Origin of the sequence: Listeria floridensis FSL S10-1187 (assembly GCF_000525875.1) — a bacterium.
Taxonomy (GTDB): Bacteria; Bacillota; Bacilli; order Lactobacillales; family Listeriaceae; genus Listeria; species Listeria floridensis.
This window is the reverse complement of the sequence record NZ_AODF01000014.1, coordinates 91497-107108: the sequence shown is the minus strand read 5'-3', so window position 1 is coordinate 107108 and position 15612 is coordinate 91497. Positions and strand designations below refer to the sequence as shown.

General features: G+C 42.0%; 11 protein-coding genes and 5 pseudogenes. 1 reads left to right on the top strand and 15 read right to left on the bottom strand.

What is annotated here, in order from left to right; translation table 11 throughout:
• Window positions 1–17: 17 nt before the first annotated feature.
• The 13 genes and pseudogenes from murG to MFLO_RS06850 form a co-directional block, all read right to left on the bottom strand.
• Window positions 18–1112, bottom strand: coding sequence for an undecaprenyldiphospho-muramoylpentapeptide beta-N-acetylglucosaminyltransferase (gene murG, locus MFLO_RS06905; protein ID WP_036097235.1), 1095 nt, complete (start codon window positions 1110–1112; stop codon window positions 18–20).
• The gene (gene murD / locus MFLO_RS06900; RefSeq protein WP_036097234.1) at window positions 1109–2482 is read right to left on the bottom strand and encodes a UDP-N-acetylmuramoyl-L-alanine--D-glutamate ligase; all 1374 of its coding nucleotides are present in this window, start codon (window positions 2480–2482) and stop codon (window positions 1109–1111) included. Before murD ends, murG begins: the two co-directional genes overlap by 4 nt.
• A 104-nt stretch (window positions 2483–2586) precedes the next feature.
• Window positions 2587–3563: pseudogene (mraY, locus tag MFLO_RS06895) on the bottom strand (phospho-N-acetylmuramoyl-pentapeptide-transferase).
• A 54-nt stretch (window positions 3564–3617) separates the two neighbouring features.
• On the bottom strand, window positions 3618–5090 hold the full coding sequence (locus tag MFLO_RS06890) for a UDP-N-acetylmuramoyl-L-alanyl-D-glutamate--2,6-diaminopimelate ligase (RefSeq protein WP_036097258.1): 1473 nt from the start codon (window positions 5088–5090) through the stop codon (window positions 3618–3620).
• A 185-nt stretch (window positions 5091–5275) separates the two neighbouring features.
• Window positions 5276–7538, bottom strand: a pseudogene (locus tag MFLO_RS06885) (penicillin-binding protein).
• A pseudogene (gene ftsL / locus MFLO_RS06880) lies at window positions 7535–7901 on the bottom strand (cell division protein FtsL). The pseudogenes MFLO_RS06885 and ftsL overlap by 4 nt, the downstream one beginning before the upstream one ends.
• 17 nt (window positions 7902–7918) lie before the next feature.
• A pseudogene (rsmH, locus tag MFLO_RS06875) lies at window positions 7919–8849 on the bottom strand (16S rRNA (cytosine(1402)-N(4))-methyltransferase RsmH).
• A 13-nt stretch (window positions 8850–8862) separates the two neighbouring features.
• The gene (gene mraZ, locus MFLO_RS06870) at window positions 8863–9294 is read right to left on the bottom strand and encodes a division/cell wall cluster transcriptional repressor MraZ (RefSeq protein ID WP_036097233.1); all 432 of its coding nucleotides are present in this window, start codon (window positions 9292–9294) and stop codon (window positions 8863–8865) included.
• A gap of 140 nt (window positions 9295–9434) precedes the next feature.
• Window positions 9435–9899: a DUF3397 domain-containing protein gene (locus MFLO_RS06865; protein WP_241433570.1), complete on the bottom strand. Its 465-nt coding sequence runs from the start codon at window positions 9897–9899 to the stop codon at window positions 9435–9437.
• A complete protein-coding gene (locus MFLO_RS16795; RefSeq protein ID WP_051993546.1) occupies window positions 9892–10143 on the bottom strand; it encodes a ketopantoate reductase C-terminal domain-containing protein in 252 nt (83 codons plus the stop codon). The genes MFLO_RS06865 and MFLO_RS16795 overlap by 8 nt, the downstream gene beginning before the upstream one ends.
• Window positions 10124–10774 carry a 2-dehydropantoate 2-reductase N-terminal domain-containing protein gene (locus tag MFLO_RS06860; protein ID WP_051993545.1) on the bottom strand — a complete coding sequence of 217 codons (651 nt, stop codon included), beginning with the start codon at window positions 10772–10774 and terminating at the stop codon, window positions 10124–10126. Before MFLO_RS06860 ends, MFLO_RS16795 begins: the two co-directional genes overlap by 20 nt.
• 163 nt (window positions 10775–10937) lie before the next feature.
• The gene (gene rpmF, locus MFLO_RS06855; RefSeq protein WP_036097232.1) at window positions 10938–11111 is read right to left on the bottom strand and encodes a 50S ribosomal protein L32; all 174 of its coding nucleotides are present in this window, start codon (window positions 11109–11111) and stop codon (window positions 10938–10940) included.
• Window positions 11112–11188: 77 nt separating this feature from the next.
• Window positions 11189–11727 (bottom strand): annotated as a pseudogene (locus MFLO_RS06850) (YceD family protein).
• Between the two features lie 138 nt (window positions 11728–11865).
• Between MFLO_RS06850 and MFLO_RS06845 the strand changes: the two are divergent.
• On the top strand, window positions 11866–13023 hold the full coding sequence (locus MFLO_RS06845; RefSeq protein ID WP_036097231.1) for a nucleotidyltransferase: 1158 nt from the start codon (window positions 11866–11868) through the stop codon (window positions 13021–13023).
• Here the strand turns inward: MFLO_RS06845 and MFLO_RS06840 are convergent.
• Together MFLO_RS06840 and MFLO_RS06835 are read right to left on the bottom strand one after the other, a co-directional pair.
• Entirely contained in the window at window positions 13000–14457 is a 1458-nt protein-coding gene (locus tag MFLO_RS06840) for a glycosyl hydrolase family 28-related protein (protein WP_241433569.1), read from the bottom strand. The two genes, MFLO_RS06845 and MFLO_RS06840, sit on opposite strands and share 24 nt — an antisense overlap.
• Window positions 14458–14540: 83 nt before the next feature.
• A complete protein-coding gene (locus MFLO_RS06835) occupies window positions 14541–15593 on the bottom strand; it encodes a SepM family pheromone-processing serine protease (protein WP_036097230.1) in 1053 nt (350 codons plus the stop codon).
• Window positions 15594–15612: the final 19 nt, after the last annotated feature.

Here is a 15612-nt window from a genome sequence, read left to right as displayed (position 1 = left end):
TCTTCAAATGTTTCTGCTCACGGCTTCATAAGGTTAACAGCAACATCAACTAAGCGCTTGGCTGCATCTGGAACACCAATTTCTTTTGCATGAAAAGCCATTTCATTTAATGCCATTTCATCGCTCATGATCCCATCCACTTTTTGCATCAAATCTGTTTCGCCAAGCTCTTTTTCTGTGATCACAATACTTGCTCCATTTCGCTCAAGCGAACGCGCATTGTTTTCTTGGTGATTTGCCGTCACGTATGGACTAGGAATTAAAATACTCGGCAAACCAAGCGATGTGAGTTCTGACAGCGTTGTTGCGCCAGCTCGTGAAATAACGAGATCAACTTCATTCAACACTTCCGGCATGTTGTATATAAATGGCACTACACTGATCGTCTGATTCAAGTGCAGACTTTCAAGTTCGTCTTTGATTTTTTCATAGTGTACATCGCCGGTCACATAAAGCAGCTGATAGTCTTTTTTATTCCATTCTGGCAAGATTTTCCAAATCGCTTCGTTGATAGCTCTCGCACCGCGGCTTCCACCGAACGCAAGTACCGTTTTTTTGCTATCGTCAAGATGATATTCAGCGAGCGCGTTCTCCGATTTAATTCCGACGACTTCAGATGCACGTGGGTTCCCTGTAAAGACAATTTTTTCGGAAGGAAAGGATTCGCTGACCTCTTCAAAGCAGATCGCTACTTTATCCACATATCGGCTTAAAAATTTGTTGGTCAGACCTGCCACGCTGTTTTGTTCGTGAATGATCGTTGGAATCTTAAGCTTGTGCGCGGCATAAACAACTGGCCCGCAAACATATCCGCCTGTTCCAATAACACAATCCGGCTTAAAATCGCGTAGAATCTTTTTACTCCGCGTAACTCCCTTTAAAAAGCGCGCGATCGTCTTCACGTTTTCGAGAGAAAGCGAGCGTTTAAATCCGGTTACGTCAACTGCTTCAAATTCCAAGCCTGCTCGCGGCACGATATCCGCTTCAAGCCCCTTCCCTGTTCCAATATAAAGAAATTCAGCGTCTGGATACTCTTTTTTGCATTCACGCATAAATGCGAGCGCGGGATAAACGTGTCCACCTGTCCCTCCGCCAGTTAATACGATCTTCATTTTTCCACCTCATCTGTGTCTGTAAGTGTGCGAATGGCACGCATGTAAGCATTGCCGCGCACTTCAAAAGTACGGTATTGATCCCAGCTCGCACACGCTGGTGAAAGCAGGATGACATCGCCTGGCTCTGATACTTTATATGCAACGGGGACTGCATCTTCAACGTCTTTTACGAAATGAACCTCTATATCAGATTCTTTTGCAACTCGTGCAATTTTATCAGCGGTTTCGCCAAAAACGACAACATCTTTTACGTTTTTTAGGAATGGTTTCAGTTCATCAAATTCATTGCCGCGATCTAATCCACCTGCAAGGAGAACTACAGGCTGTTTGAAGCCTTTCAACGCACTTTGTGTTGCTAATATATTAGTTGCTTTGGAATCATTATAAAATTTGCGTCCTTTATATTCAGTCACAAACTGTGTCCGGTGCGGCACGCCTTTGAAAGTCCGCAGAACGGTCATGATCGCTTCGTTTGAAACACCGATTGTTTTTACGACAGCTATTGCAGCAAGTATATTTTCCAAGTTATGATCCCCCGGAAGTAAGATATCATCACGTTCACCAATTGCTTCTTCACCGAACATCAATTGGCCATTTTGAACATAAGCTCCTTCTTGAAGGCGCTGAGTTGTTGAAAACGGTATAACACGTGCTGCTGTTTTCTTCGTCAAGCCTTGAAGTTCTTCTTGATCCCAATTAATGATAAGCACATCATCCGCTGTTTGATTTTTTTGGATGTTCCACTTGGCTGCGACATATTCTTCGCGTGTTTTATGATAATCCAGATGGGCTTCATAAATATTTGTGATTACTGCAATTTTCGGTTTGAAGGTTTTGATACCCATTAGTTGGAACGAAGAAAGCTCCATCGTGATCCACTGATCGCTCGTTGCGTCCTCTGCAACTGTTGAAGCAGGAAACCCAATATTTCCGGCAAGAAGAGATTTTCCTGCGATTGTTTCATTTAGCATCGCATCAATGATCGTCGTAGTCGTCGTTTTCCCATTTGTTCCGGTAATTCCGATGATTGGTGCTTCAGAAATTTGATACGCAAGTTCCACTTCTGTAATAACAGGAATGTTCAATCGCTCAGCTTTAGCTACCATTGGATTGTTATATGGAATTCCTGGATTTTTTACAACAAGTTCAAAACCCTCATCAAGAAGTTCTGTCGGGTGACTTCCGCAAATCACTTTGATTCCTTGCTCAAGCAAGCCTTGTGCTTCTGGATTCTCGCTAAATGGTTTTTGATCGTTTACTGTGACAAATGCGCCAAGCTGATGCAAGAGACTCGCTGCACTCACGCCGCTTCTCGCTAGCCCTAAAACGAGTACTTTTTTATGATAATACATTTCGATATTTTTCATTTTGATATCCTCCGCTAATTCCCTTTTTTATTTCTCCTTAAGAAACGACTAAAAGCGCCAACTAAATCAGGTTTTAAAACCTGTTAGAGACGCTGTTCAGTTTCTTATAGAACGACCATCCAAATGGAGATAAGAGCCGCAAGCAACCCGACGCTCCAAAAAGTCAGCACGACGCGCCATTCGCTCCAGCCACCAAGTTCAAAATGGTGATGGATCGGAGTCATTCGGAAAAGCCGTTTTCCATGTGTTGCTTTGAAATAAGATACTTGCAAAATCACTGAAGCGGTTTCGACAACGAAAACGATGCCGATTAAAAGTAGCATCCATTCTTGCTTAAGCAAAATTGAAACGGCTGCAAGCGCCCCGCCGAGCGCAAGCGAACCCGTGTCACCCATAAATATTTTCGCTGGATTTTTATTAAAAAGAAGAAATCCAAGCATTCCTCCAACAACAGCAAAGCAAAACAGCGCCACTTGAAACTGATCTTGGTAGATTGCAATCACGCCGAATGCTAAAAAGGCGATACTTGAAAGTCCTGAAACCAGTCCATCAAGTCCGTCTGTTAAATTGACCGCATTCGAGAATCCAACGAGCCAAAAAAGTACGAAGATCAAAAAGAACCAGCCGAGGTCGATTTCCGTCTGAGTGAACGGAATTCGCAGTGTTTCTTCAAATTTCCCAAAATGATAGATCAGGTAAAAGAGAAGCGCAATCGCCAATTGACCTAAAAAACTTTTTGTTTTGAAGTTAGGCCTAGGTTACGTTTTTTCACAACTTTAATATAATCATCAAGAAATCCTAATGTTCCAAACAGCAGAATAGCGATGAACAACAATACGGTTGTTAAGTTGAAAGAACTGGTGATCAAACTGATGATGAGATAACTCAACATGATTGCTGACAGAAACACAACGGCTCCCATTGTAGGCGTTCCTGATTTTTGGGCATGCTGTTTAGGTCCTTCTTCTCGAATGCTTTGTCCAAATTTTAATTTAACTAAAAATGGGATCAGCACCGGCACGAATGCAATTGTAAGGAAGAAAGCGATCGCTAGCGCTGTAAATAACATATAAAATGACACAATGATTTCTCTCCAATCTTTTTATGAAACAATTTTAAACCGTTACTTATTGTATTAAAGTTTCAGCTTTTTTTCAATAGCTTCGCGTGCCATGACACGATCATCGAAATCAAATTTCTCAGTTCCGATAATTTGATAGTCTTCATGACCTTTCCCGGCAATTAAGATTACATCACCAGACTCTGCTTGCTGAATGGCATAGTCAATCGCTTCTTTACGATTCGGTTTTACAATATATTTTTCTCCTGGAACTCCTGCCTCCATATCTTTAATGATCAGAAGCGGATCTTCTGTTCGAGGATTATCTGATGTAAAAATCGGATCTGTGGCATAGTCAACCGCAATCCGCGCCATTTTCGGACGCTTCCCTTTATCACGATCGCCTCCACAGCCGACAACAACGAAAACACGACCCTTAGCAAATTCATCCACTGTCTCAAGAACATTCAAAAGCCCGTCCGGCGTATGCGCATAGTCCACAATCACAGGAAAATCTTGCCCCGCATGCACGAGCTCAAAACGACCCGCTACGCCTTTTACTTGGCTGAGGCTTTCAATTGCATCCTCTTCTGAAATGCCAAGTGCATAGGCTGTTGAAAGAGCCGCAAGTACATTGTAGATGCTGAATTTGCCGATCATTTGAATATGAACATTTCTCACCGTACCACTTTTTGAAACGAGTTCAAAACTTGAACCTTTACTTGTAATGGTAATATTTTTCGCCATAAAATCCGCTGCTTGATCGATTCCGTAACTAATCACAGGCGCTGCAGAGGCTCGGCTCATGATTTCTGATGCCGGATCATCTGCATTAAGCACCGCAATTTTCGGGGCATTTTTTTGATATTTATTTCCAAGTTGCGCAAAGAGCAAGCTTTTCGCATGTGCATATTCTTCCATCGTTTTATGGTAATCGAGATGATCTTGTGAAAGATTGGTGAAAACCGCAACATCGTAATCCGTTCCGTAAACACGACCTTGGACAAGTGCGTGACTCGAAACTTCCATCGCCGCTGTTGTAATACCTTTATCGTTCATTTCGGCAAAGATTTTCTGCAAGGTAAGGCTGTCTGGGGTCGTATTTTTTGTTTCAATTTGTTCGTCACCAATTCGCATGTACATTGTCCCAATTAAGCCGGTCTTTTCACCCTGATCGCGCACAATCTGATCAATCAAATGTGTCACGGTCGTCTTTCCGTTTGTTCCAGTCACGCCAACCATACGAATCTTCTGACTAGGCGAGCCGTAAAACTGATCAGCCAAAAGTGCCATTGCTCGTTTTGTATCACCAACTTGAATGACTGGGATGGAAACGGGGACATCGTGTTCTGCCAAAATGACACTTGCACCATTTTCCTCGGCGGTTTTCGCAAATTGATGCCCATCTACAACTTCACCGTCAATACAAATAAACAGTGTTCCCTTGGCTACTTTGCGGCTATCTTGTTCGATTTTTTCAATCTCGAGATCAGCTTCTGCAGTGCCGTAATAAAGCGGCAACACGCTTAAAAGCTCTTTTAATTTCACAAATTCCATCTCCTTCAGACATTGCTTTTCGCTCTTTCCTAAAAGAAACAAGGCGAAAATTCTCCTTCTCTATCTTAGCAAAAAGTAAAAAGCTTTTCCATATGACATCTTGTAAATACATCCTGACTTCTTTTCTTGAAAGAAGCCAGGATGCTTAGGCTAGGTGCATCAATTGACAAGCTTGATCAGCCGTTCAACAGGTCTCCTACGCCTTGGTTTTCCTGAATATTAGTATCTTTTTTAACTTTTTCTCGATCAGTTTCGTCTTTATTTTGATTGAACGCGTCTACCGATTCCGGTTCGAGGAGTTCAATCTGCATGTTGGTCTCTTGATTGAGCACCGTTCCTGCAGCAGCACTTTGCTTCGTGACATAGCCCGTTCCCTTAAAAGTAAAAGGTACACCGGTAATTTCTGACACCTTGAGCGCATCTTCACGCGACCAATTTGTCATATCCGGAACAGTCATATCGCCGTCCGTTAGCAAAATCACTTTTTGACCTTCCATCATGAGTTCGCCTTCTTGCGGAAGCTGCTGCACAATTTTTTTTCCGTTTCCGATAATGATCGGACTTAGCTTTTGTGCTGTAACAGCTTTTTGCGCTTCTTCTTTTGTCTTTCCAGCATAACTTTTCACTTTAACCTGCTCGTATTTCTTTGCTTCAGCCGGTTTAATATTCAAGTATTGCAAGCTGTTTTTCATAACAGGATTAAAAACTTCCGACACGGCTTCACCGCCCGTTTGTGTATCCGAAAGCTGCGGTTGCTGCATCGTAACATACATAATAATTTCCGGATCGTCTGCTGGTGCCATACCCATGAAAGAAAAGATATAATTGTTTTTCCCAGTCATATATTTTCCAGTTGTAGCATTGGCAATTTGCGAGGTTCCTGTTTTACCAGCAACTGAATAACCTGGAATTGCGTAAAGTTTCCCAGTTCCATTCTCACCGCTTACAACTTGTGTTAATTCTTCGCGCGTTTTCTTTGCCGTTTCAGCACTAATCGGTGTTCCGGTTACTTTCATTTTTGTTGTTGTCGTTTCATCAGTATTCGGATTCGTAATGGAAGACACCACGTAGGGCAGCTTCATTTTGCCATCGCTCGCAATTGCCGAAGCACCTTGCAGCATTTGCATCATCGAAACGGTCGTCCCTTGACCAAATACCGTTGTCACTTTTTCAACTGGATATTGATAAAGGATTTTGCCGCTTGCTTCATTTGGAAGTTGAATTCCAGTTTTTTGACCAAACCCGAATTTTGTCAAATAATCTTCAAACCGATCCGTCCCCATCTTATTAAGAAGTGTCGCAAAGGCTACATTACTCGAGCGTTCAACACCTTCTCGATAAGTAATAGATCCCCATCCAACACCGCCGTTATGGTCATGGATTGGAATGTCACCGACTTTATAGATCCCTGACTTAAAATAAGCATTTGGATTATATACATCCGAATCAATTGCCGAGGCAAGCGAAAAGATTTTCATAACAGAACCTGGTTCATACGCATACTCTACTGGAAGATCTTGCCAAACCCCCGCCGAATTTGCATTGAGGCCTGCCTTTGTTGAAGGATTAAATGATGGACGCTGACTCATCGCAAGAATTTCACCAGTCTTTGGATTCATCACAACCGCCATCATATTTTTAGGTTTATACTTGGCATTTACAGTCGTCATCGTGTCTTCAAGAAACGTCTGAATCTTTTTATCAATCGTAAGTTGAATGTCACTTCCGTCCACTGCTTCCGTCACATTCTTCTTTGCATTCGGCAAAATATAGCCCATCCTGTCTGTGCTGTACGTCAGCTTACCGTTTTTACCCGTCAAAACCGAATTATAGCTTTTCTCAATACCCATTTTACCGATCAGCGTATTTTCACCACCACTTTCATCAGATTGCTGTGCAAATCCGATTAGTTGTGTCGCAAAAGTTCCGTTTGGATAAAAACGCTCTGCTTGTCTCGTAAAAACAAGCCCAGCCAGCTTTTCTTTTTCAATTTTGTTCTTTGTCTCAACCGAGATATTCTTGCCGGCTTTGCCAAACTCAACTTGATAAACATTCTTCTTTTGAAGTCGCTTCAAAATATCTGCTTTTGACATTGGAATGTATTTAGCAAGCGCTTCTGCCGTTTTTTCCTTATTTGTTACGGAAAGTGAATTTTTTTTCAGTTTTAGAAAGCTTATCTGAAACAACAGCTGCAAGCGTATAGGTTGCCGTATCTTCCGCAAGCACTTCGCCCTTTTGATCAAGTATCGAACCGCGCTTCGCTTGAATTACTTCTGTCTTCGCGTGCTGTTGTGCTGCTTTCGCTGCAAGCGGTTCGCCGTTTGCTTCACCGCGAATTTGTAAATAAAGAAAGCGACCTGTCAAAATGAGGAAAAGCGCAGCGAAAAAGACAAAAAGTGCTAACGCGCCTCTCCTCATATTTCCTCTGCGCCGATTCATTTACCGTCGACTACTTTCACGTTGTCTCCGTCTAGTTTCAAGCCTTTTTCTTTTGCTTTTTGCAAAATGCGCTCATAACGCCCCAAGTCATTCACTTGTACTTTCAAATCATCATTATTTTTTTCCTGATCTGAAAGTTTCGCTTGAGTCGTTTCAATATTTTGATTGATGCTATAAATACTTGTTTGCACGCTAATGATTTGATAAGCCGCAACTGCTAAAACCACTACCGCAATGGCCATAATAATTTTTTTCCCCGGTAGTTATTTTCTTGCGTTTGACAAGCAGTTGTTTTTGTTCTTCAATCTCTTCATTATGTACTCGCTTTGGTTCCAAATTTGATTTGTAGGCCACATTACTCACATATCTCAACTCCTACATTATTTTATTTTCTCGATTACACGCAGTTTTGCTGAGCGTGCTCGATTATTATGTGTCAATTCTTCTTCACTTGGAAGAATAGGCTTTCTTGTTACAAGTTTAAAATCCGGCTGAAACTCATCTGGAAGAACCGGAAGCCCCCGTGGAATCTCAGGTCCTTTAGCTGCTTCTTGAAAAAGCTGTTTCGTAATCCGGTCTTCAAGTGAATGAAACGTAATCACGCTGATTCTACCACCTTTTTTTAGTAGCGTGAGCGCATCTTGCAACGAATCCTCCACCGCTGAAAGCTCATCATTTACAGCAATTCGAATGGCTTGAAAAACTCGTTTTGCTGGATGCCCTCCTTTGCGCCTTGCAGCAGCAGGAATAGCAGTCTTGATAATATCAACAAGTTCCCCAGTTGTTTCAATTGGCGCATTTTCACGTCTACGCTCAATCTCGCGAGCCACTTGTTTAGAAAACTTTTCCTCGCCATAACGAAAAAAAATCTTAACAAGCTGTTCATAACTCCACTCGTTGATAACTGTGCGCGCAGAAAGTTCTTGCGATTGATCCATTCGCATATCAAGTGCCGCATCATTATGGTAGCTGAAGCCTCGTTCCCGCACATCTAATTGCGGCGATGAAACCCCTAAATCATATAGAATCCCGTCTACTTTAGTGATTCCATGTTTTAGAAGCTCGGTTTTAATCGTACGAAAGTTGGCTTTAATTAACGTTACTCGCGGATCATCCAATTTTTTTTTTAGCGTTTTGAATCGCTGTTTCATCTTGGTCAAAGGCAAATATCCTTCCATCTTGACCAATTTTTCCCAGCAAATAAGCAGTATGACCCGCTCCGCCAAGCGTACAATCGACATAAACCCCATCTTTTTTCACTTCAAGCATATCTACTGTTTCGTGTAGCAACACCGTTTCATGTTGAAACATTCAGCCGTCCTCCTTAAATATCGAAACCGATCATATTTTCTGCAATATCCGCAAAGGACTCTTCAGCTGCTGAAAAAGCAGCCTCCCATTCGAACTTGCTCCAAATTTCAATCCGATTCGAAACTCCGATAATTACCGATTCCTTTTCAAGTCCAGCATAGCTTAGCAGGTTTTGCGGAATATTAATCCGTCCCTGCTTATCAAGCTCGCATTCAGAAGCCCCTGAAAAAAAGAATCGAGTAAAGGAACGGGCATCTTTTTTTGTAAGTGGAAGGGTCTGCAGTTTTCCCTCCAATTTGTCCCACTCGGAATTTGGATAAGCAAATAAGCATTTATCCAGTCCACGTGTAATCACAAACTGCTCCCCGAGGAGTTCACGGAACTTAGCTGGCACAATTAATCGGCCCTTTATATCAATGTTATGTTGATATTCGCCCATGAACATTAGACTTCCCCCACTTTCTAAATATCACTTTACCACATCTCCCCACTTTACTCCACTCATAACTAAGAAAAGCGAAAAAAAAATCTCATCCCTGTTTCCAGAGAAGAGATTAGAACATTGATATAAAGCCATCTATTAAATTAAAAAATAAAGTGGGGGCAAGTGGCTGGTAAAACCATTCCCCACTTTATGCCCCAAAACAGCACATTCATTAATTTAAAAGCAGATAAATAAGTGCAAGTACAAGACCAATCACATAAAGCAATGAGTATACTAAACCAAAAACAAAAAAAGCAAAGCCTCCAATACGTTCGAAATACACGTGAAACATATAATTCTCCGTCACGGCGTGCATAGGCTATAATAATAACGATACCCAAAATAAAAAGCACAAGCAGCAGATACAGCAAAAAAGAATGACCAAACAGTAGAAGCATCCATACATGAACTGCCAAGATCAAAAAGAATGTAGAACCGTCTGCTGCCCATTTAGGTGCCCGATTCCGCGTTTTGGGAAAACTTGCAAAAAAGATATATATAATGAAGAAAAGTACAGCTGGCAAAATAAGCAACCAAGCTGCAAATTCAGTAATCCAATCAAACATTCCTTTTCTCCATTCCTTTCACTAGCTCATAAAGTATCACTAAGCTGTCATTTTTCAATTTTGCCTCTTCCAGCATTTCAATCACAGGCAAAAGAATCGCATCAATTTCTGTTGGTCGATGCGTGCTGATATCTACCGCCATCGAAGACAAATTTTCTGCAGTTTTTCGGCAAACAGTTAAAACACGCTCCTCCGCATCAGCCACATTTAGTGCTTGATTGGCTTCAGCAGTTACATGAAGCATAATTTTTTTTAAAATATGAATTTTCGAGCAGCTCGCCATTTTTCACTCCAAGAATCGCGGTCAACGGATTGATGGCTACATTTACGATCAGTTTCTGGTAAACCGCTTGCAAAATAGTGGTTGTAAAGATAAACGGAAAATGATCTTGACCCGAAAAAAGCTCGAGCTTGGCAAAATCGAATCCCCCTCGTAAGAAACCAAATACAGTTTGACCGAATCCACGAAGCTCCACCTCAGCATCTCCGCTCTTATACGCCCCGTGACTGGTTACACCGATCGCAATATTTTTGTTTGGAAGAGTTTCAAGCAACTTAAGATGCCCCAGCCCATTTTGCAAAAAAAGAAGCGGAATATCCGGCATCACTTTTGCAAGTTCAGCTTGTAAAACTTTCAATTGATAACTCTTTACTGTGATAAACAATATACTTTGCTGATTAAGGCGATCTATTTCCCGAGTTAGTGCTGCACTCACCATGATGTTTCTCCCTTGGTAAGTTAATCCGGATTTTTGTAGTTCTCGTTTTTGTTCTTCACGTCTCACAAAAACTGTGACTTCTGCATACTCAGAAAGATTGGCTGCGAATAACAGCCCGATCGCTCCGCCGCCGATAACGCCGATTTGTGGTTTCATTATTTCACCGTTCCTTTTAACCGTCTACTTTCTATTTTACACTATTTTATTTTAGGCGAAAAGATGTCTTCGCAAAATAAATAAAAGCACGACAAGATCCATGGTATCTTGTCGTGCTTTTATAACTTACAAGTGTACGTATCACTTGTTTTTACAACTGATATTAGCTGTTCGCTACATCTTTTCCATCGTAATGTCCGCATTCAGGACACACACGGTGAGAAAGCTTCATTTCCCCACAGTTCGGGCATTCATTCATACCTGGAACTTGTAATTTGAAATGCGTGCGGCGTTTGCGTTTTTTGGTTTTAGAAGTTCTTCTAAAAGGTACTGCCATTTCATTACACCTCCTTAAGAGTTTAAAGCTCTCAAATTTTCAAGGTTTCCCTCAAATATATTCCAGCTTGGCAGATACTAGTTTTCTTTTTTATCATTAAAAAAGTCTGCTAGTCCTGCAAGACGAGGATCCACTTTCGGCGCTTCCGAGGCTTGTTCCTCAAGAAGCTCATCTTCTGTTTTTACTTCCCAATCTTCGCCTTTTGGAAGTTCTGCTTCATCAAGCGCTTCTTCACTAAAAACCTGCATTGGGATTTCGACTAGTAATAACTCTTCTAGAACCGGTACCAAATCAACCGTATCCTTTTCAATTAAGTGAAAGGATTCATCTTGGATTTGACTCGCTGATTTCACAAAAGTTTCTGTAGTCAAAATTTCATAAGGCGAAGTGACATCAACAAGCGTTCTTGCACATGGCAAAACAAAAAAAACCGCTTATTTTTTAAATGTGCTAACACTTCATCGCCTTGTAGTTCGAGTTTCCCTGTTACAGAGACAGGCGAAGCATTTCGTACGTCTTGATTATTTGCTTTTAAAAACTCAGTTAAATCAATTGATTCATCAATTTTAAAAGGTTCGTCACGATATTTTTTTAATTGACTTAATGACCATTTCATCATTCATCACTCCAAGCGCAACAAAAAATATTATAGCTTTTCTAAAGGCTTTTGTCAATGCCCTTTTCCGCTTTCTTAAAAGGATTTCCAAGTAATAATGTGCTAAAATAAAAATAAAAAGAAGTTAGGTGATTCAATTTGCGAGCTGCTGGAATTATTGTAGAATATAATCCGTTTCATAACGGGCATCTTTATCACATTGAGCAAACGAAGAAAGTGACAAAAGCCGACATCCTCATCGCGGTTATGAGCGGCTCATTTGTACAGCGTGGCGAACCCGCTATCGTCTCCAAAGCCTTACGCACAAGGTGGGCACTCGAAGCCGGCTGTGACCTTGTTATCGAGCTACCAGTCCGCTACGTCATGCAGCAAGCTGACATCTTCGCTACAGAAGCGGTACGGATTTTGAAAGATTTGCATGTTTCTGCGCTTTGCTTTGGCAGTGAAAACGGGAATGCAGATGACTTTATCCGCGCCGCTGAATTCGCAAGCCGGCCGGAATTTGAGACGCGTCTTCAAGACAATCTGCAAAACAAAGAACATAGTTACGGCCGAGCATACACAGATGCTTTAGCCTCCGAAATCAGCTCTCTTGACGTAACAAAACCGAATAATATATTAGGCTTTCATTATGCCTTGGCTAATCAAAAACTAGGAGCAGAGCTAGAACTTTTCTCGCTGAAACGCACAAGTGACTATCATGCAAAAGAAGCAGAGCAATCCAATATCGCAAGTGCAACAGCAATTCGCAAACTGCTACTTAACGATGATTTTTTTGCCGTTCAAAAACTAGTCCCTTCTTTCGTCTATCAAAGCTTGCTTGATAATCCAGCTGAACTTCTTTCATTTGAATCGATTTATCCTTATTTGCGTTATCGCCTTTTAAGTGACAGTGGTTCCGCACTAGAATCCATCAATAGCGTGACAGAAGGCATCGAAAATCGTTTAATCCGTGCTGCGTACAAAGATAATGCCGACGCTTTTTTGAAAGTGGCAACAACAAAACGCTACAGCAGTTCACGAATTCGCCGAACAGCCATGCAAATTTTGCTCCAGTTTAAAAAAGAAGATATTGCTCTGCCTTATCACCGTTTGCTCGGCTTAAACAAACGCGGACAGGCTTATCTTTCCATTGTTAAGAAAAAGCTCGAGTTACCGCTTGTTTCAACCCTTTCAAAAGCAGACCCGAAGCTCATTCAATATGATGTAGCAGCTTCACGGTTATATCGACTTTTTGCCGACGCTGAAAACGATCTTGACGGCGAATTTGCTTCACGACCATTGCTTTATTTCTGAGACCCTAACATCTTCTGTTTCTTTACCAAGCACAATACGAGGCTTTTTCCCCAAATAAAAAATATGGGCTATCACAACATGACTCGCTCGATATTGCACTGCCAAGACTTGACTATGAAGATCATCACTAACCGCAAAATAGGAGATACTGACCTTTTGATACGCAGAAACAACCAAGGCTCGTGGTTCGCTTTTTTGATAAAGTGGGGTTGGCTTCGGGCTTAGAGCAACTAGAAACGTCGCCCGAATTCCAATTGCCGTTCCACTAAACTCGTCCCCCTCGCGGTGATGCCCAATATGCCTAAAATTATAAGCGCGGTTATCCGCTTTCGAATAATGACCGATAATTTGCGTGTCATAAGCCGCAGAACTCGTTTGATGCGCTTTAACTTCCACGCCACCGAAGCATTCTTCGGTGGCGTTATTGTGCAAAACAACATGCCGCGAACCATCATCTACCTCTATCCCATTTGAATTAGAAAACCCATCTGCATGAGCGCGTCCGCTTGGATGATGCGCGTAACAATGCGAGATATAAATAAAATCACTATGGTGCGTCGTGATACCATCATCACCAAAACCTGACGTTTCCACACGGTCAATCCAGACATAGCGGCTTCGAAGTCTTGATGTTGTTCCGTCCCCTTTATAACTATAATAAGCACTCGTCACATCAATACCGTGAAGACCCGGCCGAAGTACTCTTACATCACGTACAAGCGCGAATTTGACATTAGCAAGTGTAATCCCGCTTGAAGCAATCCCGCCGCTAGCACTCCGCTCGGGCTTCGGAAACCGATCTGCATCCCAATCAAGCGTAAACCCTTCAAGCCGAATTCGTTTATTACCGCGAAACAAATTACGATTGCGTATCCCTTGGCGAAATTTAGGTGCATCCTCCTTCATCTTCAAAAATGTCCTATCCGTCCCTGCTCCAATCAGCTCTGTGTTGGATGGTATCCGCAGGCCGCTAATTAAGAATTCGCCTTCAGGAATACTGACCGATCGGCCGCCATTTCCCATCGCCCGTTCAAACGCCCCAGTTGCATCTGTTACTCCATCAGGTACAGCCCCAAAATCTAGCACCGAAACGGCTGCCGTTTCATCTTTCAGCCAGCCGAGTTCAGCAAAAAGCAGCGGCTGCCAGTCTACCTCTAATAGCGGCCGTTTTTTAATCGCCGCTGCACGACTAAAAGTTCCAGCAACATTCCGCTTCGTCAAAATCCCCCATTTTTTCGCACTTCGCTGTTCCGGCAGGTGATACTCTAACTCTTGAAATCGCCGTTCAGTTTCCGCAATTCCTTCATCAAGTCCAACCGCTTCCTTATATTTTGGAAAAAAGGCACTGATAAGCATTTGATTTCGCACTTTTAAACCCATTTTCTTCACCCGATTTCCTCTCATCGTTTTCTGCACCATCTCGCTCGCCCGCATTTCGCAGCTCCGCTTACTCACTAAGCAAACAAAAGCGGTCATCTCGCTTTTCATATGCGTGGCAGATGACCGTTTCTACTCTGTTATTTTGTTTTCAGCTTCTCTAAATAAGATACTGCTTCCTGAAACGTTTTAACCGGTACAATTTTCATATTCGTATCAATTGCTTTCGCAGTTTCTTTCGCTTCTTCATAATTGGATTTCGTTTTCGAATCTGCTTTCTTCATTTCAGCCGTCACCGTATCATTTGGCGCAAAAAAGATTTTTGCCCCACTTTTATCTGCAGCCACTACCTTTTGGTCAATACCACCAATACGTCCAACTTCACCGCTTGCGCTAATTGTGCCTGTCCCAGCAATTTTGACACCATTTGTCAAATCCGTCTCTAAAAAGCGGGAATAAATTTCTAAGCTGAACATCAAGCCAGCAGATGGGCCACCGATTTTTTCAGAGTCGATCGAAATTTTCGGTTCCACCGTCAGCTTTTCATCATCAACAAGTGTAATTCCGATCCCGGCCGTCCCTTTTTTATCCAGTTTCGTCAGCTTAATATCTGCTTCACGCTTTTTCTTCTCATGGACATAGTTTACACGGACGATATCTCCAGGCTTCTTGCTTTTTACGTAGGCGATAAACTCATTGCTCGATTGAAACGTTTTCTCATCAATCGCTGTGATCAAGTCCCCAGCGTGCAAATACTCCGCCGCCGGAACACTTGATTTCACGCTCATTACATAGATGCCGTCATATTTCACTTCCACCTTTTGTCCAGCCGCTTTGTAGGCCACTTGGATCGCATTATTTTTTGATTCGTTCATCATATACATCTGTCTTACATTATACTCTTCATCGCTTTCATCTTCATAGCGTACATCGCTTTCCATTTCAAGTTCATGATAAGGAAGAAATTTTGCCAATCCGTACGTATAAATATTCGCTTTGGCCATAGCAATCGTAACGAGGCTGAATGAGCCTTGTGCTTCGCTTTCGTGTCCTTTCACACGGACAAGTGAACTTAATTCATCAGCCGATCCCGGTTTAGTAATATAATAAGGAACCGGAATAAAAAAACCAATAATGATACAAACTAATAGAACAATCGCAATGATTTTTTTCCACTGTCTCTGCTTTTGCATCTCTACCTCGACAACTCCC